The organism is Pseudomonas tohonis, assembly GCF_012767755.2.
Lineage (GTDB): Bacteria > Pseudomonadota > Gammaproteobacteria > Pseudomonadales > Pseudomonadaceae > Metapseudomonas > Metapseudomonas tohonis.
In genome coordinates this window covers 3,210,869-3,231,804 of the sequence record NZ_AP023189.1, presented here as the reverse complement: position 1 = coordinate 3,231,804, position 20,936 = coordinate 3,210,869, and the positions used below count along the sequence as shown (strand labels likewise).

The following is a 20,936-nucleotide window of genomic DNA, read 5'->3' as shown; positions in this document are numbered from 1 at the left end:
GTGACAGGTACAGGTGCATGAACAACGACAAGAGCATCACGCAGTGGAAAGACTTCATCAGCGGCTGCCTGGACTTCCGTCCGGCCGAGGGCGTGTTCCGCATCGCCCGGGAAATGTTCACCGAGCCGCAGCTGTTCGACCTGGAGATGGAACTCATCTTCGAGAAGAACTGGATCTACGCCTGCCACGAGAGCGAGATCGCCAACCCCAACGACTTCATCACCCTGCGCGCCGGCCGCCAGCCGATGATCGTCACCCGTGACGCCAGCGGCCAGTTGCATGCGCTGATCAACGCCTGCCAGCACCGGGGCGCCACCCTCACCCGCGTCGGCCGGGGCAACCAGTCCACCTTCACCTGCCCCTTCCATGCCTGGTGCTACAAGAACGACGGCCGCCTGGTGAAGGTGAAGGCGCCGGGCGAGTACCCCGAGGGCTTCGACAAGGCCACGCGCGGCCTGAAGAAGGCGCGCATCGCCAGCTACAAGGGTTTCGTCTTCATCAGCCTGGATGTCGGGGCCAGCGATTCGCTGGAGGACTTCCTCGGCGACGCCCGGGTGTTCCTCGACATGATGGTCGCGCAGTCCCCCACCGGGGAGCTGGAGGTGCTGCCGGGCCGCTCCACCTACAGCTACGACGGCAACTGGAAGCTGCAGAACGAGAACGGCCTGGACGGTTATCACGTCAGCACCGTGCACTACAACTACGTGGCCACGGTGCAGCACCGCCAGCAGGTCAACGCCGGCCGCGGCGAGGTGGGCGGCACCCTCGACTACAGCAAGCTGGGCGCGGGCGACGCCGCCACCGACGACGGCTGGTTCTCCTTCGAGAACGGCCACAGCGTGCTGTTCAGCGACATGCCCAACCCCACGGTGCGCCCCGGCTACGCCACGGTGATGCCGCGCCTGGTGGCGGAGTACGGCCAGGCCCGCGCGGAGTGGATGATGCACCGCCTGCGCAACCTCAACCTCTACCCCAGCCTGTTCTTCATGGACCAGATCAGCTCTCAGCTGCGCATCGTGCGCCCGGTGGCCTGGAACCGCACCGAGGTCATCAGCCAGTGCATCGGCGTGAAGGGCGAGTCCGACGCCGACCGCGAAAGCCGCATCCGCCAGTTCGAGGACTTCTTCAACGTCTCGGGCATGGGCACGCCGGACGACCTGGTGGAATTCCGCGAGGCCCAGCGCGGCTTCGAGGCTCGCCTGGAACGCTGGAGCGACATCTCCCGCGGCCATGACCGCTGGGTCAGCGGTGCCACGCCGCACAGCGAGACCCTCGGCATCGCCCCCGTGCTCACCGGCACCGAATTCACCCATGAAGGCCTCTACGTCAACCAGCACGGCAACTGGCAGCGCTTCCTGCTCCAGGGGCTGGAACGCAAGGCCCTGGCACTCAAGGAGGTGCACGCATGAGCCCGCAGCTGCAGTACCGCATCGAGCAGTTCCTCTATCGCAAGTGCGAGCTGTGCGACGCCCAGGACTGGGACGCCTACCTCGACCTGTTCAGCGAGGACAGCGAATTCCACCTGCCGCAATGGGACAGCGAGCACAGCTACACCACCGATCCCCGCCGGGGCATGTCGCTGATCTACTACGCCAGCCGCGCGGGGCTGGAAGACCGGGTGTTCCGCATCCGCACCGGCAAGGCGGCCTCCACCATCCCCATGCCTCGCACCCTGCACGGCATCGGCAACCTGCGCATCGCCGAGCGCGCGGACGGGCAACTGGAGGTCAGGGCCAACTGGCACACGCTGTTCCACCGCCTGGGCCAGAGCGAGCAGTTCTTCGGCCACGCCACCTACCACCTGCGGGCCGAGGGCGACAGCTGGAAGATCACCCGCAAGCACGTGGTGCTGCTCAACGACACCATCAACTCGGTGCTGGATTTCTATCACCTCTGAGCCAACGGAAACCGCAGCATGAACCACAAGGTCGCCATCAGCTTCGCCGACGGCAAAACCCATTTCTTCCCCATCAAGGCCGGCGAACTGCTCCTCGACGCCGCCCTGCGCAACGGCATCAACATCCCGCTGGACTGCCGCGAAGGTGTTTGCGGCACCTGCATGGGCCGCTGCGAATCCGGCCAATACAGCCTCGACTACGTCGACGAGGAAGCGCTCTCGCCCAGCGACCTGCAGCAGCGCAAGGTGCTCGCCTGCCAGACCCGCGTGCGTTCCGATGCCGCCTTCTACTTCGATGTCGACTCCACGCTGTGCAGCGCCAGCGGCACCCGCGCGGTACAGGCCAGGGTCAGCGAGGTGGAGCTGCTCTCCGCCAGCACCGCCCTGCTCCACCTGGAGGCGGGCGGCGACAGCCCGCTGGATTTCCTTCCCGGCCAGTACGCCCGGCTGCAGGTGCCGGGCACCGAGGCGCATCGCGCCTATTCGTTCGCCAACCGGCCGAATGTGCAGAACCGCCTGCTGTTCCTCATCCGCCTGCTGCCCGGCGGGGTGATGAGCGACTACCTGAGGGAGCGCTGCAAGGCCGGCGATGAAATCCGCCTCGAGGCACCGCTGGGCGCCTTCTACCTGCGCCAGGTCGAACGGCCCCTGGTGATGGTGGCCGGCGGCACCGGGCTCTCCGCCTTCCTCGGCATGCTCGACGAACTCGCCGAACGCGGCTGCGACCAGCCGGTGCAGCTCTATCACGGCGTGCGCCAGCCGGCCGACCTCTGCGAACTGGAACGCCTCAGGGGCTACGCCGAACGTATCCCGGGCTTCACCTTCATCCCGGTGGTCAGCGACGCCGCGCCGGGCTGGGACGGCAGGCGCGGCTACGTCAGCGAGCACCTGGACCCTGCACAGCTGCGCGCAGCCCCCTTCGACATGTACTTGTGCGGCCCGCCGCCCATGATCGAGTCGATGAAGACCTGGCTCCAGGAAAACGCCCTCGATGGCAACCCGCTGTACCTGGAGAAATTCACCGAAAGCGGCACCTGATTGATCCCCCTATCGGCGGCAGAGCCGTCGAGTGGCCCCCCGCTTTCGTAGGGGTGACGGTGCAAACGCGGACATCCACCCAACCCCGTCATCCCCGCGCACGCAGGGACCCACTAAACAGCATCCCCCCAAGCGCCGCACCGCACCCACCAGCAGCACCGTCGAGTGGCCCCCGCTTTCGCGGGGGTGACGGTGCTGGCAGAAACCTCCCCGCCCCCTCGTCATCCCCGCGCACGCGGGGACCCACTAAAAAGAAGCCCCGCATCAGCGGGGCATCCCTACTCTACCAGCGGCGCGGACCACCGCCGTGCCAGTGGCGCGGCGGGCCGTAATAGGGGCCGGGACCATAGTAGACGGGCTGGGCGACCACCGGCGGGTAGTACACGGGCTGCGCCGGGTAGTAGTACACCGGCGGCGGCGGAGGTGGCGGCGCGTAGACCACCGGTGGTGGCGCCACGTACACGGGCGCGGGCTGGACATACACCGGGGCCGGGCGGGACGCGACGATGGCACCGCCGACGACGGCCCCGACCACCGCCCCGATCACGGCGGGGCCGGCATCATGCCCGTGGGCCGAAGCCTGGCCGGCCAGGGCGGCGGCTCCCAGCAGCAGGGCAACCTGGGGCAAACGACGAAACATGACTCCTCCTGCGCCCGGCTAGGGAATGGACCGGGACGCAAGATCAGACAACGGCGCGAAATCACGGATCACCGCCGTTGGGTAAAGGTTGTGTAAGGACGACGGACGGCAGGTCAACGGCCCGCTGCGAGGGCCTGCGCCCACGCCATGTCGCCCGTGGCCGAGCCGTCGCGCAGCAGCCCGAGCGCCTGCTCCAGGTGCGCCCCACGGATGGCCCCGGCGGAGGCGACGAAGGCCAGGGCGTCCTCGCGGGCACGCCCCAGCTTCAACTGCTTCTCGTCGCTGCTGAGATCGGTGGTGGCGATGACGCTGATCATCGGCGAGACCATCGTCATGGAGAACGCGGCCTCGAAGGCATTCGGCGGCTCCTTGCCGGTGGACGGCGGCTCGGCCGCGCAGACGGTCGAGACCAGCAGTACCGGCAGCAGCGTCCTGGGCGACATGGGCTTCCCTCCTCGGCCCCTCCATCGGGGCGATGGTCGAGCCTGCACCGGCGGTACCTGCCGAGTAAAGAGCCCGCGCGTGCTCAGGCGGCGCGCCAGGCCCGGGACAGCGCGCCGTCGCGTCCGCTCAGCGGGTCGGCCACCGGCGTCGGCACCTGGGCGATGCGGCGCACCGAGGCCAGATAGCGATCGGTGCCCGCGCGCTGGATGTCATAGGCCTCCTGCCCGCGCGGATAGGCCCCCACCACCAGGAAGTCCTCGCTGGCCTCCAGGCAGCAGTGCCCGGTGCCTGCCGGCAACACCAGCACGTCCCCGGCGCGCACGGTGATTTCCCGTCCGTTCTCGCCACCGAGCATCAGCCGGGCGCTGCCGGCGGCGACACCCAGGGCCTCGTGGGCACTGGCGTGATAGTGGTGGTAGTCGAACACCCCGTCGCGCCACAGAGGTACCCAGCGATGGGCGGCGAAGCGTTTCTCGAAGGCTTCGGCACGGTCCACCTGCCCCGGCAGCGCGGCGCGATAGAGCAGTACGGGAAAGCGGCTGTTGGGCGTGCGTCCATCGCCCTCGAAGAACAGCAGCTCGGGCTCGGCGTGTCCCACCCGGGCGGCAACGTAGGCGCGGCGTGCAGGCTCGGTGGCGAAGCGGGTCAGGCTGGCTGGCATCTCTCGGTCCTCCGACTCGGTGCTATCCGAACGTTGGAAACACCGTCGACGCCGGTGGTTCCCCCGAAACGACCGGGCGGTCACGTTCAACGGGGCGTCCCGCCGGTCGCGCACGAGCGGGGCAGCCCTGCGAATCGCCTTGATGAAGCGCCCGGAATCGTGGGCTGCAGCACGCTTCATCCAACTTCTTGTCGCACCAAATGGTGCCGCTGCGTTCCTATTGCCGAAGCCCGTTGCGGCTGTGCGCGACGGAGGCACGAAACGCCAGTAGACTCCGCCGCTTCGTGCTCCGTTTACCCGTGCGCCTCGCTAGTGTTGGGCACTTTTTCGTGGTCGAAAACCAAACCGCTCTTCAACGAGCCATCCGACAGGGAGATAACAATGTCCACCGCCGTTCTAGCCGATCTGCTCAAGCAAAACGAAAAGACCATCCTCGAAGACTGGATGGCCGCCCAACGCGGCGCCGGTATCCGTAGCGACCTGATCGACGACCGCACCGTGCAGGAGAACTCCCGCGAGCTGCTCCGCGCCCTGGTGGCGGGCATCACCGAAGGTGGCGAGGACTTCAACGCGCCGGCCTGGAAGAACGCCCGCACCCTGCTCGAACGCCTGTCCGTGGCCCAGAGCCGCCAGGGCTTCACCCCGATCGAGACGGCCACCTTCGTGCTGTCCCTCAAGGAGCCGCTGTTCCAGCTGATCCAGGGCGGCAACGACAACGTCGTCGAGCTGGTCTGGTCGGCCAGCCGCCTGATCGACAAGCTCGGCCTCTACAGCATGCAGGCCTATGTGGCCGGCCGCGAGACGGTGATCCGCGAGCAGCAGGAAAGCATGCTGGAACTGTCCACCCCGGTGGTGCAACTGTGGAAGGGCGTGCTGGCCATTCCGCTGATCGGCTCGCTGGACAGCAACCGCACCCAGATCGTGATGGAGGCGCTGCTGCAGAAGATCGTCGAGACCGAATCCGACATCGCCATCATCGACATCACCGGCGTCCCGACCGTGGACACCATGGTCGCCCAGCACCTGCTCAAGACCATCACCGCCGCCAAGCTGATGGGCGCCAAGTGCATCATCAGCGGCATCCGCCCGCAGATCGCCGCCACCATCGTCCACCTGGGCGTGGAGCTGGGCGACGTGCTGACCAAGGCATCCCTGGCCGACGCCTTCCAGCTCGCGCTCAAGGAACTGAACGTCCGCCTGGTCAGCAGCGCACGCTGAGGAGATCGCACAGATGGTGGACAGAATCCCGATCCTGAAGATGGGCAAGTACCTGCTGCTGACCATCCAGGTGGACATGCACGACCAGCTCGCCCTGGACCTTCAGGAAGACCTCACCGAGCAGATCGTGCGGCACAAGGCCAAGGGCGTGCTGATCGACATCTCCTCCCTGGAGATCGTCGACTCCTTCATCGGCCGCATGCTCTCCCACATCGCCAACGTCTCCCGCATCCTCGACGCCAAGGTCATAGTCGTCGGCATGCAGCCTGCCGTGGCCATTACCCTGGTGGAGCTGGGGCTCTCGCTGGAGGGCATCGCGACCGCCCTCAACGTCGAGAAAGGCATGCGCTGGCTGGAAAGCACAGTCGCCGACGATGACCTGACCCTGGAGCACGAGCGTGACGAAGACAGAGACGCTTCCGCTGAAGCAGGAGACTGACATCGTCGTCATTCGCCAGCGCGTGCGCAAAGCGGCCGAGGAAGCCAGGCTCGGCCTGGTCTCGCAGACCAAGGTGGTGACGGCGGCCAGCGAGATCGCCCGTAACGCCCTGATCTACGGCGGCGGCGGTGAATGCGTCATCGAGAGCTGCCTGCGCGACGGCCGCGCGGCGGTACGCCTGTGCATCAGCGACCAGGGGCCCGGCATCGCCGACCTTGAGCGCGCCATGGTGGACGGCTACACCTCGGGCGGCGGCCTCGGGCTGGGCCTCAGCGGCGCACGCCGCCTGGTGGACCAGTTCGCCATCGATAGCCAGCCAGGCCAGGGCACCCGGGTGGAGCTGTGGAAGTGGAAGTGAACGTCGAACGCTGCCACCTGGTGCTGACCGTCACCGACCTGGCCCATGTGGACGCGGCCAGGCGCAGCATCATCCGCCATGCCAGCCAGCGCAGCGCGGACGAGAACCTGCTCGGCCGCCTCACGGTGGTGGTGCAGGAGATGGGCCGCAACCTGGTGATCCATGCCGGGGGCGGCGAGCTGCTGCTCAGTTGCGGCGACCAGCGCCTGGACGTCATCGCGGTGGACCGTGGGCCGGGCATGGGCAACGTCGCCCAGTGCCTGAGCGACAACTACTCCACCACCGGCACCATGGGCGCCGGGCTCGGCGCCATCCAGCGCATGTCCGACGGCTTCGACCTGTTCTCCCAGCCCGGGATGGGCAGCGTGGTACAGGCGCGCTTCCACCTCGCCCCGCCCCCGCCCGGCAACGGCCTGGTGGCGGGCGCCGTGTGCACGCCCTACCCCGGCGAGCACATCGGCGGGGACGCCTGGGCGATCCGCGGCAACCGCGTGCTGGTGTGCGACGGCCTCGGCCATGGCCACGCCGCGAACGTGGCCAGCCAGAAGGCCCGCCAGGTCTTCCTCGAACACAACCCGCAACTGCCCCTGCAGGCGCTGATGGAGCAGTTGCACCGCGCCCTGATGTCGACCCGCGGCGGCGCGGCGGCCATCGCCGAGGTGCAGCCGGAGCAGCGCCAGGTGCAGTTCTGCGGCATCGGCAACATCGCCGGCACCCTGCTGACCGACAAGGGCCGCAGCATGGTGTCGAGCAATGGAACGGTCGGATACCGCATCGGTCGTATCCATACATTCAGTTATCCCTGGGACGACAGTTCAATCATGATCCTGGCCTCGGACGGCATCAGCACGAAGATCGACTACAACGCCTATCCAGGCCTGCGCGCACGCCACCCTGGCGTGATCGCCGCGCTCATCCACCGCGACCACCGGCGGCTCAACGACGATGCAACCGTGGTGGTGGTCAAGCGTGAGCACTAAGCGCCGCATCACCAGCATCAGCATCCTCGAGGAAATCGACGTGGTCAGCTGCCGCCAGGGCGCCAAGCAGATCGCCGCCTGGCTCGGCCTCTCGCCCCTGGAACAGATCCGCCTGGCCACCTCGGTCTCGGAGCTCGCCCGCAACGTCTACCAGTACGCCGGCAGCGGCGTCTTCCACTTCGACCTGCGCTGCGACGCACGCGGCCTGGTCACCGGCATCTGCTTCGATGCCGTGGACCAGGGCAGCGGCATCGCCGAGATCGCGCAGATCCTCGATGGCAGCTACGTCTCGCCCACCGGCATGGGCGTCGGCCTGCGTGGCGCACAGCGGCTGATGGACGAGTTCGAGATCGACACCGGCTCCCGGGGCACCCGCATCAGCGCCTGCAAGGCGGTCTATCCGCCGCGCCCGCTGCCCAGCGAGCAGTCGATCCAGCAGATCCGCCGCCAGCTGCAGAGCGAAGGGGCCGCCGACCCTTACGTGGAACTGCAGGTACGAGGCTCCGAACTGCTGCTCACCAGCGCCGAGCTGCAGAGCAAGCAGCAGGAACTCGAAGCCACCAACCAGGAACTGGAGAACACCAACAAGGGCGTGGTGGCGCTCTACTCGGAGCTGGAGAAGGCGTCCTCGGAGCTCAAGGACGCCAGCGAGGCGCGCAGCCGCTTCTTCTCCAACATGACCCACGAGTTCCGCACCCCGATCAACATCATCGAGAACATCTCCAAGCTGCTGCTCAGCGGTGTCGACGGGGTGCTCAACGCCGAGCAGAACAAGCAGGTGCGCTTCATCGCCGATGCGGCGGCCGATCTCTCCGGGCTGGTCAACGAACTGCTGGACCTCGCGGAAGCCGAGTCCGGGCGCATGGAAGTGCTTCCCGAACGCTTCGAGCTCAGCGAGTTCCTCGAACAGCTGCGCCAGTTCACCGGGGCCCTGGCCATGCGCTACCCGCACCTGGGCTGGACGATTCACGAACCGGCCTTCGACCTGCCCCTGGAGACGGACCGAAACCGCCTGTTCCAGATACTGCGCAACCTGATCACCAACGCCTTCAAGTACACCCGCGAAGGCAGCGTCAGCGTGCGCTGCTTCCAGCCGGACGAGCACAACCTGGAGTTCGTCGTGGAGGACACCGGCGTCGGCATCTCCGTGGAGAACCAGGCGCGCATCTTCGAGGAGTTCGCCCGCATCCGCGCGCCTGGGGTGCAGGTCCACGGCAACGGCCTGGGCCTGCCGCTGGCCTTGCGCCTGGCCAACCTGCTCAAGGGCGATATCAGCCTCAACAGCGAACCCGGGCGTGGCAGCCGCTTCCACGTCCAGGTGGCGCGCGAGTACAACCAGCGGCAACCGGCGCTGGTCAGCCTCGCCGGCACCACCATCCTGGTGATCGACGACAGCGCGGCGGACCGCTACCTGATCAACCACCTGCTGCAACCCTTCGAGCCGGTGATCATCGAGGCGGACTGCGCCAGCGCCAGCATCGACAAGCTGCACGCGGTGCGCCCGGACATCATCATCCTCGACCTCGACCTGCCCGACATCTCCGGCGAGGACCTGCTGGAAAGCATGGACTGGAGCATGCACGCCCGGGTGCTGGTCAACACCGCCAAGCAGATGGACGACGGCGAACGCGCGCGCCTCGGCAGCCGGTGCCAGGCGATCCTCGACAAGTCCCAACCCAACCATGCCGAAACCCTGCTGCACCAGGTGCAGCGCCTGGCGGGGAGATACCACGATGCGAAATAGACGGATCCTGATCATCGACGACATGGATGCCAACCGCTACGTCCTGCGCAAGATCCTCGCCAGCGAACCCGGCTACGAGGTGCTGGAGGCCGCCAATGGCGGCGACGGCCTGGCGCGTCTGGAAAGCGGCGTGGACCTGGTGATCCTCGACATCAACCTGCCGGACATGAGCGGCTTCGAACTGATCCAGAAGGCCGAGCAGCGCCTTGGCCACGACAAGCTGCCGGCGATCATCAACATCTCCGCCACCTTCATGAGCGGCAAGGACAAGGCGATGGGGCTGAACACCGGTGCCCGCGCCTACCTCACCCACCCGATCAACCCCGACGAGATGCTGGCGACCATCTCCAGCCTGATGAGATCGGACAGCAAGCTCGAAGACGTCGAGAAGCAGCGCGAGGTGGCCGAGGCGCAAAGTGAGAACCTGCGCGCCGAGAAGATCATGCTCGAACGCTTCATGCGCTCCTTCAGCCATGACCTGCGCTCGCCCCTGGCCGCCGCCGTCATGGTCGCCGGGCTTATGCAGAAGAACCCGGCACGACGCACCGAGGAGATGATCACCCTGCTGGAGGAGAACCTGCGCCGCATCGACAAGATGGTCGCCAACATCCTCGACATCTCCCACGTCAGCATGGGCGGCGGCATTCGCCTGATCGGCGAGCAGATGCCCCTGGCCCCCCTGCTGGAGGAAGCCGTGGCCAACCTGCGCCTGCAGGTGGAGAACCCGCTCACCCTCGACGCCGAGGGCGCGGGCCAGCTGGTGTTCTGGGACAAGCTGGCCTTCCTGCGCATCTTCGACAACCTGGTGCTCAATGCCGCCAAGCACGGCGAGGCGGGCACCACCATCGAGGTGTCGCAGCGCGTGGAGAACGACAGGGTGCTGCTCTGCGTCAGCAACCGTGGCGCCTTCCCCGAAGAGGTGCTGGCCAACCTCGCCACGCCCTACTTCATCTCCACCCGGAGCGACACCAAGAGCTGGGACCTGGGCCTGCCCATCGTCAAGGCGCTCTGCGAGAGCTACGGCGGCAGCGTGGCGTTCGCCAACCAAGAGGGGCGCGCCGAAGTCCACCTGAGCCTGCCGGCCGCCCTGGTGGCCACGCCCTGACGGGCACGGCCCGCGCAAGGCGGGCCTGCCAGCTTTCACACAGGTGATGGGGACCGCTCCTACTTCCCATCATTCTTGAGCCCTTACAAAACCGCTCGCTAGAGTCCAGACGGCATGCCCCGCCGGGGCAGCACAACCGCCGCGAGGACCTTGCCATGCCTGATGCCCGCCATTTCCCCCGACCGCACTTCGACGTGCTCATGCGCGATTCCCGCGCGCCAGAGCTGCCCGACAGCCCCCTTCGGCGCCTGGACCAGGCGCGCAGCCAGGAGACCCCACCCATGGAAGATTCGTTGAAGTTCCCCACGCTCGAGCATTTTCCCGAGGAGATCCTCGACATCCGCCCCGACTCCCCGGCGCAGGCCTGCCAGGCCCTGGGCGACTACCGCCTGGTGCAGGCCACCCACCTGGTCCAGCGCATTCGCGAAACGCTCGACGAGCATGACCCCGACACCGCCGGCGAACGCGCGCAGTACCAGGAGCAACTGCTGTCCGGCCTCGAAGCGCTGCTGCTGGATGCCTACCTGATGTTCGGCCGCGCCCGGGAGGGCGACGAGCCGCCGCGCAAGGCGCCGCTCGGCAGCGCCGAGACCCGCGCCACCTACCGCTGACCTCCGGGAGGCCGCGACGGCCTCCCACCCTCCCCTACAGGCTCCGCGCGATGACCACGCGCTGCACGTCGCTGGTGCCTTCGTAGATCTGGCACACGCGCACGTCGCGGTAGATGCGCTCCACCGGGAAGTCCTTCAGGTAGCCGTAGCCGCCCAGCGTCTGGATCGCGGCAGAGCAGACCTTCTCCGCCATTTCCGAGGCGAACAGCTTGGCCATGGAGGCCTCGGTCAGGCAGGGCAGCCCCGCCTCCCGAAGGGCGGCGGCGTGATGCACCATCTGCCGCGCCACGGCGGTCTGCGTCGCCATGTCCGCCAGGCGGAAGGCCACCGCCTGGTGCTCGATGATCGGCTTGCCGAAGGTGCGGCGCTCATGGCTGTAGTCCCGCGCCGCCTCGAAGGCCGCGCGGGCCATGCCCACCGACTGCGCGGCGATGCCGATGCGCCCGCCCTCCAGGTTGGACAGGGCGATGCGATAGCCCTCGCCCTCCGCGCCCAGGCGCAGCGAGGCGGGGATGCGCACCCCGTCGAGCTGGATCTGGCAGGTGTCGGACGCATGCTGGCCGAGCTTCTCCTCCACCCGCAGCACCTGGTAGCCCGGGGTGTCGGTGGGGACGATGAACGCGCTGATGCCCTTCTTGCCGGCGGCCGGGTCGGTCACCGCGAAGACGATCACCATCCCCGCATGGCTGCCCGAGGTGATGAACTGCTTGGCGCCGTCCAGCACGTAGTGGTCGCCGTCGCGGCGCGCGCGGGTGCGCAGGTCGCTGGCATCCGAGCCGGCCTGGGGCTCGGTGAGGGCGAAGGCGCCGATCATCGAGCCTTCCGCCAGCGGGCGCAGGAAGCGGCGCTTCTGCTCCTCGTCGCCGAACTTGAGGATCGGCATGCAGCCCACCGAGTTGTGCACGCTCATGATGGTAGAGCAGGCGCCATCGCCGGCGGCGATCTCCTCCAGGGCCATGGCGTAGGCCAGGTGCCCGGTGGCCGCGCCGCCCCACTCCTCCGGCACCAGCATGCCGAGGAAGCCCAGCTGGGCCATTTCGCGCAGGGCTTCGACGGGGAAGCGGTGCTCACGGTCCCAGTCGGCGGCGAAGGGCTTCAGCCGCTCCTGGGCGAACTGGCGGGCGACGTCGCGTATCTGCAGGTCTTGTTCGGACGGGATCATCGTTCTCTCCTTCAGTCCATGCGCTCGATGGCCACGGCCGTGGCTTCGCCGCCGCCGATGCACACCGACGCGATGCCGCGCTTGTAGCCGTACTGGCCGAGGGCGCCGAGCAGGGTCACCAGCACCCGCGCACCGGACGCACCGATGGGGTGGCCGAGGGCGCAGGCGCCGCCGTGCACGTTGAGCCGCTCGTGGGGGATGCCCAGGTCGCGCATGGCCACCATCGGCACCACGGCGAAGGCCTCGTTGATCTCGAACAGGTCCACCTGCTCCAGGCTCCAGCCGGTGCGTGCCAGGAGGCGCTGGATGGAGCCCACCGGCGCGGTGGTGAACAGCCCGGGGGCCTGGGCGAAGGACGCGTGCCCGACGATGCGCGCCAGGGGCGTGAGACCGCGCTTCTGGGCCTCGGACAGGCGCATCAGCAGCAGGGCCGCGGCGCCATCGGAAATGGAGCTGGAATTGGCGGCGGTGACGCTGCCCCCCTCGCGGAACGCCGGCTTCAGGGTGGGGATCTTGTCCAGGCGCGCCTTCGGCGGCTGCTCGTCGCCCGCGACCTCGCGCACCTCGCGGCCCGACCGGGCCTGCACCGCCACCGTCTCGGCGGCGAAGCGGCCTTCGGCCAGGGCCTTCTGCGCACGGGTCAGGGACGCGATGGCGAAGGCGTCCTGCTGCTCGCGGGTGAAGCCGTAGGCCTGGGCGCAGTCCTCGGCGAAGGTGCCCATCAGGCGGCCTTTGTCGTAGGCATCCTCCAGGCCGTCGAGGAACATGTGGTCGAGCACCTTGCCGTGGCCCATGCGGTAGCCGGAGCGCGCGCGCTCCAGCAGGTAGGGCGCGTTGGACATGCTCTCCATGCCGCCCGCGACCACCACGTCGGCACTGCCGGCGGCCAGCAGGTCGTGGCCGAGCATCGCCGCCTTCATGCCCGAGCCGCACATCTTGTTCACCGTCGAGCACACCACGCCCTGGGGCAGCCCGGCGCCGAGCGCCGCCTGGCGCGCCGGCGCCTGGCCCTGGCCGGCCTGCAGCACGCAGCCCATCAGCACCTCGTCCACCGCGTCGGCGGCCACGCCGGCACGCGCCAGGGTGGCGGCGATGGCAGCGGCGCCCAGCTCGGCGGCGCTCATCTCGCGCAGGTCACCCAGGAAGCCGCCCATGGGCGTGCGTGCGGCACCGACGATGACGATGGGGTCGATCTTCGCGTTCATGCGGTTCTCCTTATTTCGCGGCCATGCGCAGCGCGCCATCCAGGCGGATGACCTCGCCGTTGAGCATGGTGTTGCCGATGATGTGCGCCACCAGCGCGGCGTATTCGTCCGGGCGCCCGAGGCGCGGCGGGAACGGCACGTCGGCGGCCAGGGAATCGCGCACCTCCTGGGGCATGCCGGCCATCATCGGCGTCTCGAAGATGCCGGGGGCGATGCACATCACGCGGATGCCCGAGCGCGCCAGGTCCCGCGCCAGCGGCAGGGTCATGGCGGCGACGCCGCCCTTGGACGCGGAATAGGCGGCCTGGCCCATCTGCCCGTCGAAGGCCGCCACCGAGGCGGTGTTGATCAGCACACCCCGCTCGCCCTCCTCGCCCGGCTCGTTGCCGGCCATGGCCTCGGCCACCAGGCGCAGCATGTTGAAGCTGCCGATCAGGTTGACCTCCACCACCCGGCGGAAGCTGTCCAGGCCGTGCACGCCCTTGCGCCCCAGCACCTTCTCGGCGGGGGCGATGCCGGCGCAGTTGATGAGCCCGTGCACCGCGCCGAAGGCCTCGACGGCGGCCTCGACGGCGGCCTGGGCCTCGTCTTCGCGCGTGATGTCGGCACGCTGGAAGCGGGCGTTGTCACCCAGCTCGGCCGCGCGGGCGGCGCCGGCCTCGGCATTGATGTCCACCAGCAGCGCCCGGGCGCCCTGTGCCAGCAAAGCGCGGGCGGTGGCCAGGCCGAGGCCGGAGCCGCCGCCGGTGATCAGGAAGGTCTTGTTCTCTATACGCACGTCGGTGGCTCCTGGGTCATGGGTGGGCGGCACGCGCCTGGGCGCTGGCGACTTCCTGGTTGCGCAGGAGGAAGCGCTGGATCTTGCCGCTGGGTGTCTTGGGCAGTTCCGCGACGAACTCGATCTCGCGCGGGTAGGCATGGGCGGACAGCCGCTTGCGCACGTGTTGTTGCAGCGCCTCGGCCAGGGAGGCGTCCCCGGCGTGGCCGGGCTTGAGCACCACGAAGGCCTTGACCAGCTCGGTGCGCTCCGGGCACGGCTTGCCGATCACCGCCGCCTCGACCACCGCGGGGTGCTCGATCAGCGCGCTTTCCACGTCAAAGGGGCCGACCCGGTAGCCGGAGGTGGTGATCACGTCATCCGAGCGGCCGACGAAGGCGATGCTGCCGTCGGCATTCAGTTCCACGGTGTCGCCGCTCAGGTAATAGTCGCCGACGAAGGCCCGGGTGGCGGTGCCCAGGTAGCCGGGGAACCAGAACAGCGGCGAGCGGGCGCGGTCAATGGCGAGGATGCCCGGCTGCCCCGCCGGCAGTTCGCGCTGGGCCTCGTCGAGCACCACCACGCGATGCCCGGGCACGGCGAAACCGGCGGCGCCGATGCGCACCGGGTGCGCCAGCTCGTGGTGATTGCACAGCACCATGCCCATTTCGGTCTGGCCGTAATGGTCGTGGATGGTGGCGCCCAGGCCGTCGGCGAACCAGCGGATCACCTCGGGCGTCAACGGCTCGCCGGCACTGCTCACCGCGCGCAGCCGGCCCTTGAGTTGCGGCTCCACCTGCTCCTTCGCCGCCAGCAGCAGGCGGAAGGCGGTGGGCGAGCCGGCCAGGTTGGTGATGCCCAGCTCGCGGATGATCCGGCAGGTGCTCTCGACGCTGAAGCCACCCTCGAAGAAGGTGGTGGCGTGGCCCATGGCCAGCGGCCCGGTCACGGCGTAGTAGAGGCCATAGGCCCAGCCCGGGTCGGCCAGGTTCCAGAAGCGGTCGTCCTCGCGCAGGCCCACCGCGTCGCGCATGTAGCCGACGAAGGCGAGGATGGCCCGCAGCGGCACCTGCAGGGCCTTGGGCAGCCCGGTGGTACCGGAGGTGCACATCAGCAGGAAGGGGTCGTCGGCACGCCGCATGACCGGTTCGAAGTCACGGTCCTGGCGTTCGAGCGCCCTCCAGAAGGCGCAGCCGGCGGCGCCCGTGGCACCGACGGTGAGGATCGCCGGCACCTGCGCCACCTCGTCCAGCTTGGCGCGGTTGGCGGTGTCCACCACCACCAGGCGCGACTGGCCGCACTGCAGGCGGTGCTCGATGGCCTTGGGCCCGAAGGCGGTGAACAGCGGCTGGTAGACGGCCCCGGCGCGCCAAGTGCCGAGGATGGTGACCAGCAGCTCCGGAGTGCGCGGCAGCAGGCCGGAAACGCAATCCCCCGGGCCGATGCCCAGTTCGCGCAGATGGTGGGCGAACCGGGCGCTGGCTTCCTTCAGGCGGGCGAAGGTCCAGTCCTCGCGGCGGCCGTCGCGGCCTTCCCAGACCAGCGCGACGCGCTCCGCGTCGGCGTGGCGGTCACAGCATTCGATACAGGCGTTGAGGGCCTCCGGCGTGCCCGCCAGGGTGGTGGCGAACGCCTCGGCCAGGTCGAACCGGCGTGCAGCCTCGTGGTAGTCGCGCATGGACGGTGACTCCGCATTGTTCTTGTAGTGGGCGGAATCTTCGGACCGGCCTGGCTCGCCGGCAATGTCGAATGGCGCCAACCTCGGCGAGCATTTTTGACAACGGCCACTGGCCAGCTCAGGTCGGCGGCGGGCCCGGGTGCATCAGCTCGCGGTATTGCCCCGGCGTGGTGCCGGTCCATTTGCGGAACGCCTTGTAGAAGGCGCTGGCATCGGCGAAGCCCAGCTCGAAGGCCAGTTCGGCGAAGTTGCCCTCGCCGCTGTGCAGCCTGGCGAGGGCCAGGTCGCGGCGCACCTGGTCCTTGAGCGCCTGGTAGGACTGGTCCTCCAGCGCCAGCTTGCGGCGCAGGGTCGAGGGCGCCATGAAGAAGTGGCTGGACAGCGCCTCCAGGTCCGGCCAGCGCTCGGGGCGCAGGCTGCGCAGGTAGGCGCGGATGCGGGCCGCCAGGCTCTGCGGGTCGCGGTAGCGCACCAGGATGTTGGCCGGTGCGCCACCGAGGAAGCGCTTGAGCTCGCGCTCGCTGCGGCGCACCGGCAACTCCAGGCAATCGGCGTTGAACAGCAGGCGCGTGCGCGGCCGGGCGAAGCGCAGGTTGTCGCTGAACATCACCCGGTAGTCCTCGATGTACTCGGGCGCCGGGCAACGCAGGTCGATGGCGAGGATGGGGATGCGCCGCCCGGCCAGCCAGCAGGCCAGGCCGTGGACGATCATCCACAGGGTGAAGTAGGCGAAGGCGCGCTGGGCCTCGCCCGGCTCCTCCTCCAGCACGATCTCCGCCATCCCGCCCTGGCGCACCAGGCGCGGCGAGAGGCCGTCGAACACCAGGTCGAGGAAGCCGAGCACGCCCTCCAGCGCCGCCCCCAGGCTGGGCTCCTTCAACGCCGCGCGGGCCATGAAGGCGAAGCTGCCGGACTTCATGCGCCTGGGGTTCATGCCGAAGAATTCATCGTCCATGCATTCGGCCAGGCGCAGCCAGAGGCGCGCGTACTGCTGCGAGGAGACCCGTCCATAAGGTCGCTCCAGCGCCTCGGCGGCGATCCCGGCATGCCCCAGCAAGGGCGCCGGGTCGAGCCCGCGGGCACGCAGCTCCAGCAGGGCCTCGCGGACCAGCTGGACGGAAATGGTGCCTTTCTCGACGACGGTGCCTGTCATGGTTCCCGGGTGCGTGCGATGGGGAGGCCGATTGTAGGGGAATGGCGAAGTGGGCACGACCGCCCCTTTCACAGGGCCCGCTAAAGATGCTCCAGCACATTCAGCACCCGCCCCGCCGGGTCGCGCACGAAGAAGCGCCGCACGCCCCAGGGCTCGTCGGTCAGCGGGTGGACGATCTCCGCCGCCAACGCCAGGGCGCGCCGGTGGGCCTCGCCCACGTCGTCCACCTCGACGGACAGGTCCGGCACCGGCGTACCCGAGCCGCCTTCGCTGGCCAGGCTCAATTGCGGGCGCATGCGCACCGCCTCCGGGGACGCCAGGGTGAGGATCCAGCCATGGTCCATCACCAGGTCGAGGCCCAACAGGCGGCGATAGAAGTCCGCCAGTGCGGCGGGATCGGGGGTGGCGAAGTTGGCCACCAGGCGTAGCACGTTCATGGCAGTGGGCTCCTTGTCCGGGACCGCAGCAGGATAGCCGCCCGTCGCGCGGCAGCCAGGATTTTCGCGCCCCGCGCCGGCACCGCGCCAACCGGACACAGGGCCGCGCCGTGACAGCGGCGGCCCCCACCCCCTATCCTTGCGCCCTCTGCCGCTCCGTCGGATCTTTCGTAAGTCAGCCCAAGGAAACTCCCATGCCCCATGAAGGCAGCTCGTTGCAGGTCGCCGTGGTCTTCCTGCTCGCCGCCGTCCTTGCCGTGCCTCTCGCCAAGCGCCTGCAACTGGGGGCCGTGCTCGGCTACCTGCTGGCCGGCGTGCTGATCGGCCCCTCCGTGTTGCGCCTGGTCAGCGACCCGCAGAGCGTCAGCCACCTGTCCGAACTGGGCGTGGTGCTGCTGCTGTTCATCATCGGCCTGGAGCTCTCGCCCCGTCGCCTCTGGGTCATGCGCCGCTCGGTGTTCGGCGTCGGCCTGGCCCAGGTGCTGCTCACCGGCGCGCTGATCGCCGGCATCGCTTACCTGGCCTTCGCCCGCACCTGGCAGAGCGCCGTGGTGCTCGGCCTGGGCCTGGCGCTGTCCTCCACCGCCTTCGGCCTGCAGATCCTCGCCGAGCGCAAGGAGCTGACCAGCCCCCATGGCCGCCTGGCCTTCGCCATCCTGCTGTTCCAGGACATCGCGGCCATCCCGCTGATCGCCCTGATCCCGCTGCTCAGCGGTGCCACCGCCGCCCGCGAGGACGGCGGCCAGCTGGCCCACCTCGCCGAGGTGGTCGGCAGCATCGGCCTGGTGGTCATCGGCGGGCGCTACCTGCTGCGCCCGGTGTTCCGCGTGGTGGCTCGCACCGGCCTGCAGGAGGTGTCCACCGCCACTGCGCTGCTGGTGGTGATCGGCACCGCCTGGCTGATGGAGCTGGCCGGCGTGTCCATGGCCCTCGGTGCCTTTCTCGCCGGCCTGCTGCTGGCGGACTCGGAATACCGCCACGAACTGGAAGCCCAGATCGAACCGTTCAAGGGCCTGCTGCTGGGGCTGTTCTTCATCAGCGTGGGCATGAGTGCCGACCTCAGCCTGCTGCTGGGCCAGCCGCTGCTGGTGCTGGGCCTCACGGCGCTGCTGATCGCCGTCAAGTTCCCGGTGCTCTACCTGCTCGGCCGCAGCGCCGGCGGGCTCACCCGGCAGAGCGCGCTGCGCCTGGGCGTGGTCCTGGCCGCCGGGGGCGAGTTCGCCTTCGTGGTGTTCAAGATGGCCCGCGACCAGGGCCTGTTCGAGGCCCGCCTGCACGGCTTCCTGGTGCTGGCCATCACCCTGTCCATGGCGCTGACGCCGCTGCTGATCCTGGCCATCAACCGCTTGGTCAAGGCCAGGCCAGCGCCGGTGAACGTACCGCCGGAGTACGAGCAGATCGACAGCGACTCGCCCCGGGTGGTGATCGCCGGCACCGGCCGCATGGGCCAGATCGTCGCCCGTGTGCTGCGCGCCCAGCGCGTGCCGTTCCTGGCCCTGGACACCTCGGTGGAGACCATCGAGCTGTCCCGCAGCCTGGGCCGCATGCCGATCTTCTATGGCGACCCGCTGCGCCCGGAGATCCTCCGCGCGGCCAAGGTCGACAAGGCCGAGTTCTTCATCGTCGCCACCGACGACCCGGTGACCAACCTGAAGACCACCGAGCTGGTGCGCCGCCTCTACCCGCACCTGAAGATCATCTCCCGCGCCCGTGACCGCCAGCACGTGCACCAGTTGCTCGACCTCGGCGCACAGCCGGTGCGCGAGACCTTCCACTCCAGCCTGGAGATGAGCCGCCAGGTGCTGCTCGGCATGGGCCTGGACGAGGAACAGGCCAACGCGCGCATCCGCCGCTTCCAGCGCCACGACGAGGAGGTGCTGGCCGCCCAGCACAAGGTGCATGGCGATGCCGCCGCGATGATGCAGACCGCCCGCGAGGCGCGCGCCGAACTGGAGACCCTGTTCGACACCGACCGCATCGAGGAACAGGGCGTCAAGTGACCGCCCGGCCGCTCAGTCTTCCGGCTGGGCGGCCTTCCAGGCGCTGATCTGCTCCAGGCTGGCGGTCACCCCGCCGCACACCACCACCATCACCCGTTCGAAGTCCCGCAGCGCCTCGTCCCCGGCATAGGCCAGGGCCAGCGCCGCGCCACAGGCCGGCTCGACGAGAAGGCGCTGCTCATCGAGGAAGCGCTCGCAGGCCTGCAGCGCCGCGCGGTCGCTGACCACCCGCGCCCGCACCGGGTGGCTGCGCCCCAGTTCGAAGGCCCGCTCGCACACCTGCTTCGCCCCCAGGGAGGTGGCCACGCTGTCGATGCGCTCCAGCTCGATACGCCGGCCGGCCTGCAGTGAACCGGCGAACGACGCCGCACCGGCGGTTTCGGCAGTGATCACCGGCACCGCGCCCCAGCCGTTGCGCTGCAAGCCTTCCACCACGCCGCTGAACAGCCCGCCGCCACCCACCGAGAGCAGCACGACGTCGGGGCGCCAGCCGCTGGCGGCGACCTCGTCCACCAGGGTCGCGTGGCCCTGCCACAGAAGCGCGTCATCGAAGGGGTGGATGAAGGCATCCGCCTCGCCCAGCATCGATTGCGCCAGGGCATTGGCCTCGTGCCAGGCCTTGCCGTGGACGATCACCTCGGCGCCTTCCTGGCGGATCAGCGCCCTGGCCCGCTCGGTGGTGGTTTCCGGCACCACCACCGTCACCGGGATCGACAGGCAGCGGCCGGCGAAGGCCACGGCGATGCCCGCGTTGCCGCCGGAGGACGAGATGAAGCGCCGCGTGCCCCGGCGTGCATGGAACTCGCAGGCGGCGCCGATGCCGCGCAGCTTGAACGAGCCCGCCGGCTGCAGGGCCTCCAGCTTCAGCCACACCTCGGTGCCGGCGGCCAGGCTCAGGGGGCGGGAATGGATCAGCGGGGTCTGGATATGCAGGGGCATGGGGGGCTCGCGCGGCGTGTGTGGGGGCGACAGTCTCGCCCGCCGGCGGCTGGGGCGTCTTGTACGTTCTTGCAGCGCGCCGTTGCGTCAAATTCCTTGAGCAACCTACCCGTGCGGCGGTCTACCTCCTTGACCTCTTAAGGAAGCGCCATGCAGAAGACGCCCGACCGCACCCACCTCGCCGGCCTGGAAATGGCCAGAGTCCTGATCGCCACCAGCGCCCCGGAGGACCTGGCCCAGCGGCTCGACGAGGCCATAGCCCGGGCCCGCGAGGCCGGCCCGGGCGAAGGCGATGGCATCTTCGAGCTGGAGCGCATTGCACGGCAGCTGGAGGCCGGCGGCGCCATCGACCCGCCGCCGATGTTCTCCGGCCGCCTGGACGCACCACTGCGCCAGGGCACCTCCATCGCACTGATGCTGATCCACCGGCGCCTGGCCAAGCTGCGCGAACCCACGTCCGGCGGCTGACG

The 20,936-nt window shown here is 69.1% G+C and carries 22 protein-coding genes; 12 read left to right on the top strand and 10 right to left on the bottom strand.

Annotated features, from left to right (window positions below; all coding sequences use genetic code 11):
• Positions 1 to 17 precede the first annotated feature (17 nt).
• The 3 genes from antA to antC are packed head-to-tail and all read left to right on the top strand — an operon-like array spanning position 18 to position 2,935.
• The gene (gene antA, locus HSX14_RS14795; protein WP_173178699.1) at positions 18 to 1,409 is read left to right on the top strand and encodes an anthranilate 1,2-dioxygenase large subunit; all 1,392 of its coding nucleotides are present in this window, start codon (positions 18 to 20) and stop codon (positions 1,407 to 1,409) included.
• Complete coding sequence (gene antB / locus HSX14_RS14790) at positions 1,406 to 1,897, top strand: anthranilate 1,2-dioxygenase small subunit (RefSeq protein ID WP_173178700.1); 492 nt, start codon at positions 1,406 to 1,408, stop codon at positions 1,895 to 1,897. Before antA ends, antB begins: the two co-directional genes overlap by 4 nt.
• Before the next feature lie 18 nt (positions 1,898 to 1,915).
• Positions 1,916 to 2,935, top strand: a complete 1,020-nt coding sequence (gene antC, locus HSX14_RS14785; RefSeq protein ID WP_173178701.1) for an anthranilate 1,2-dioxygenase electron transfer component AntC — start codon at positions 1,916 to 1,918, stop codon at positions 2,933 to 2,935.
• A 283-nt stretch (positions 2,936 to 3,218) separates the two neighbouring features.
• Here antC and HSX14_RS14780 read toward each other — a convergent pair whose 3' ends face one another.
• The 3 genes from HSX14_RS14780 to HSX14_RS14770 all read right to left on the bottom strand — a co-directional run bounded on the left by HSX14_RS14780 (position 3,219) and on the right by HSX14_RS14770 (position 4,680).
• Complete coding sequence (locus HSX14_RS14780; RefSeq protein WP_111262929.1) at positions 3,219 to 3,575, bottom strand: hypothetical protein; 357 nt, start codon at positions 3,573 to 3,575, stop codon at positions 3,219 to 3,221.
• Between the two features lie 113 nt (positions 3,576 to 3,688).
• Positions 3,689 to 4,018: a DUF2388 domain-containing protein gene (locus HSX14_RS14775; protein WP_173178702.1), complete on the bottom strand. Its 330-nt coding sequence runs from the start codon at positions 4,016 to 4,018 to the stop codon at positions 3,689 to 3,691.
• A gap of 83 nt (positions 4,019 to 4,101) precedes the next feature.
• Positions 4,102 to 4,680 (bottom strand): cupin domain-containing protein, encoded by a 579-nt coding sequence (locus HSX14_RS14770; RefSeq protein ID WP_173178703.1) that lies wholly within the window; start codon positions 4,678 to 4,680, stop codon positions 4,102 to 4,104.
• 381 nt (positions 4,681 to 5,061) lie between these two features.
• Here HSX14_RS14770 and HSX14_RS14765 point away from each other — a divergent pair, with 381 nt between their 5' ends.
• From HSX14_RS14765 to HSX14_RS14735, 7 genes are all read left to right on the top strand, one after another.
• Entirely contained in the window at positions 5,062 to 5,898 is an 837-nt protein-coding gene (locus HSX14_RS14765; protein WP_173178704.1) for an STAS domain-containing protein, read from the top strand.
• Positions 5,899 to 5,911: 13 nt separating this feature from the next.
• Entirely contained in the window at positions 5,912 to 6,337 is a 426-nt protein-coding gene (locus HSX14_RS14760; protein ID WP_111262926.1) for an STAS domain-containing protein, read from the top strand.
• Complete coding sequence (locus HSX14_RS14755; RefSeq protein ID WP_111262925.1) at positions 6,297 to 6,695, top strand: anti-sigma regulatory factor; 399 nt, start codon at positions 6,297 to 6,299, stop codon at positions 6,693 to 6,695. Before HSX14_RS14760 ends, HSX14_RS14755 begins: the two co-directional genes overlap by 41 nt.
• Positions 6,692 to 7,675: a SpoIIE family protein phosphatase gene (locus HSX14_RS14750; RefSeq protein ID WP_173178705.1), complete on the top strand. Its 984-nt coding sequence runs from the start codon at positions 6,692 to 6,694 to the stop codon at positions 7,673 to 7,675. The genes HSX14_RS14755 and HSX14_RS14750 overlap by 4 nt, the downstream gene beginning before the upstream one ends.
• Positions 7,665 to 9,419, top strand: a complete 1,755-nt coding sequence (locus tag HSX14_RS14745) for an ATP-binding protein (protein ID WP_228723596.1) — start codon at positions 7,665 to 7,667, stop codon at positions 9,417 to 9,419. Before HSX14_RS14750 ends, HSX14_RS14745 begins: the two co-directional genes overlap by 11 nt.
• The gene (locus HSX14_RS14740; protein ID WP_173178707.1) at positions 9,409 to 10,524 is read left to right on the top strand and encodes an ATP-binding response regulator; all 1,116 of its coding nucleotides are present in this window, start codon (positions 9,409 to 9,411) and stop codon (positions 10,522 to 10,524) included. Before HSX14_RS14745 ends, HSX14_RS14740 begins: the two co-directional genes overlap by 11 nt.
• Positions 10,525 to 10,679: 155 nt before the next feature.
• On the top strand, positions 10,680 to 11,135 hold the full coding sequence (locus tag HSX14_RS14735) for a hypothetical protein (protein WP_173178708.1): 456 nt from the start codon (positions 10,680 to 10,682) through the stop codon (positions 11,133 to 11,135).
• Positions 11,136 to 11,169: 34 nt separating this feature from the next.
• Here HSX14_RS14735 and HSX14_RS14730 read toward each other — a convergent pair whose 3' ends face one another.
• The 6 genes from HSX14_RS14730 to HSX14_RS14705 form a co-directional block, all read right to left on the bottom strand.
• Positions 11,170 to 12,297, bottom strand: a complete 1,128-nt coding sequence (locus tag HSX14_RS14730; protein WP_173178709.1) for an acyl-CoA dehydrogenase family protein — start codon at positions 12,295 to 12,297, stop codon at positions 11,170 to 11,172.
• An 11-nt stretch (positions 12,298 to 12,308) separates the two neighbouring features.
• Positions 12,309 to 13,502, bottom strand: a complete 1,194-nt coding sequence (locus HSX14_RS14725) for an acetyl-CoA C-acyltransferase (protein WP_173178710.1) — start codon at positions 13,500 to 13,502, stop codon at positions 12,309 to 12,311.
• Positions 13,503 to 13,512: 10 nt separating this feature from the next.
• Positions 13,513 to 14,280 carry a 3-hydroxyacyl-CoA dehydrogenase gene (locus HSX14_RS14720; RefSeq protein ID WP_173178711.1) on the bottom strand — a complete coding sequence of 256 codons (768 nt, stop codon included), beginning with the start codon at positions 14,278 to 14,280 and terminating at the stop codon, positions 13,513 to 13,515.
• A 16-nt stretch (positions 14,281 to 14,296) separates the two neighbouring features.
• The gene (locus tag HSX14_RS14715) at positions 14,297 to 15,937 is read right to left on the bottom strand and encodes an AMP-binding protein (protein ID WP_173178712.1); all 1,641 of its coding nucleotides are present in this window, start codon (positions 15,935 to 15,937) and stop codon (positions 14,297 to 14,299) included.
• Positions 15,938 to 16,055: 118 nt separating this feature from the next.
• Positions 16,056 to 17,090: an AraC family transcriptional regulator gene (locus tag HSX14_RS14710; RefSeq protein WP_173178713.1), complete on the bottom strand. Its 1,035-nt coding sequence runs from the start codon at positions 17,088 to 17,090 to the stop codon at positions 16,056 to 16,058.
• An 80-nt stretch (positions 17,091 to 17,170) separates the two neighbouring features.
• Complete coding sequence (locus tag HSX14_RS14705; protein ID WP_173178714.1) at positions 17,171 to 17,527, bottom strand: VOC family protein; 357 nt, start codon at positions 17,525 to 17,527, stop codon at positions 17,171 to 17,173.
• Positions 17,528 to 17,721: 194 nt separating this feature from the next.
• Between HSX14_RS14705 and HSX14_RS14700 the strand changes: the two genes are divergently transcribed.
• Positions 17,722 to 19,527 carry a monovalent cation:proton antiporter-2 (CPA2) family protein gene (locus HSX14_RS14700; protein WP_173178715.1) on the top strand — a complete coding sequence of 602 codons (1,806 nt, stop codon included), beginning with the start codon at positions 17,722 to 17,724 and terminating at the stop codon, positions 19,525 to 19,527.
• A 12-nt stretch (positions 19,528 to 19,539) separates the two neighbouring features.
• Here HSX14_RS14700 and HSX14_RS14695 read toward each other — a convergent pair whose 3' ends face one another.
• A complete protein-coding gene (locus HSX14_RS14695; RefSeq protein ID WP_173178716.1) occupies positions 19,540 to 20,466 on the bottom strand; it encodes a pyridoxal-phosphate dependent enzyme in 927 nt (308 codons plus the stop codon).
• A gap of 150 nt (positions 20,467 to 20,616) precedes the next feature.
• On the opposite strand from HSX14_RS14695, the gene HSX14_RS14690 reads away from it, so the two are divergent.
• Positions 20,617 to 20,934 carry a hypothetical protein gene (locus HSX14_RS14690; RefSeq protein WP_173178717.1) on the top strand — a complete coding sequence of 106 codons (318 nt, stop codon included), beginning with the start codon at positions 20,617 to 20,619 and terminating at the stop codon, positions 20,932 to 20,934.
• Positions 20,935 to 20,936: the final 2 nt, after the last annotated feature.

Coding starts and splice junctions, on each gene's coding strand:
- antA (WP_173178699.1), top strand. CDS start 18: ATGAACAACGACAAGAGCATCACGCAGTGGAAAGACTTCATCAGCGGC.
- antB (WP_173178700.1), top strand. CDS start 1,406: ATGAGCCCGCAGCTGCAGTACCGCATCGAGCAGTTCCTCTATCGCAAG.
- antC (WP_173178701.1), top strand. CDS start 1,916: ATGAACCACAAGGTCGCCATCAGCTTCGCCGACGGCAAAACCCATTTC.
- HSX14_RS14780 (WP_111262929.1), bottom strand. CDS start 3,575: ATGTTTCGTCGTTTGCCCCAGGTTGCCCTGCTGCTGGGAGCCGCCGCC.
- HSX14_RS14775 (WP_173178702.1), bottom strand. CDS start 4,018: ATGTCGCCCAGGACGCTGCTGCCGGTACTGCTGGTCTCGACCGTCTGC.
- HSX14_RS14770 (WP_173178703.1), bottom strand. CDS start 4,680: ATGCCAGCCAGCCTGACCCGCTTCGCCACCGAGCCTGCACGCCGCGCC.
- HSX14_RS14765 (WP_173178704.1), top strand. CDS start 5,062: ATGTCCACCGCCGTTCTAGCCGATCTGCTCAAGCAAAACGAAAAGACC.
- HSX14_RS14760 (WP_111262926.1), top strand. CDS start 5,912: ATGGTGGACAGAATCCCGATCCTGAAGATGGGCAAGTACCTGCTGCTG.
- HSX14_RS14740 (WP_173178707.1), top strand. CDS start 9,409: ATGCGAAATAGACGGATCCTGATCATCGACGACATGGATGCCAACCGC.
- HSX14_RS14735 (WP_173178708.1), top strand. CDS start 10,680: ATGCCTGATGCCCGCCATTTCCCCCGACCGCACTTCGACGTGCTCATG.
- HSX14_RS14730 (WP_173178709.1), bottom strand. CDS start 12,297: ATGATCCCGTCCGAACAAGACCTGCAGATACGCGACGTCGCCCGCCAG.
- HSX14_RS14725 (WP_173178710.1), bottom strand. CDS start 13,502: ATGAACGCGAAGATCGACCCCATCGTCATCGTCGGTGCCGCACGCACG.
- HSX14_RS14715 (WP_173178712.1), bottom strand. CDS start 15,937: ATGCGCGACTACCACGAGGCTGCACGCCGGTTCGACCTGGCCGAGGCG.
- HSX14_RS14710 (WP_173178713.1), bottom strand. CDS start 17,090: ATGACAGGCACCGTCGTCGAGAAAGGCACCATTTCCGTCCAGCTGGTC.
- HSX14_RS14705 (WP_173178714.1), bottom strand. CDS start 17,527: ATGAACGTGCTACGCCTGGTGGCCAACTTCGCCACCCCCGATCCCGCC.
- HSX14_RS14700 (WP_173178715.1), top strand. CDS start 17,722: ATGCCCCATGAAGGCAGCTCGTTGCAGGTCGCCGTGGTCTTCCTGCTC.
- HSX14_RS14695 (WP_173178716.1), bottom strand. CDS start 20,466: ATGCCCCTGCATATCCAGACCCCGCTGATCCATTCCCGCCCCCTGAGC.
- HSX14_RS14690 (WP_173178717.1), top strand. CDS start 20,617: ATGCAGAAGACGCCCGACCGCACCCACCTCGCCGGCCTGGAAATGGCC.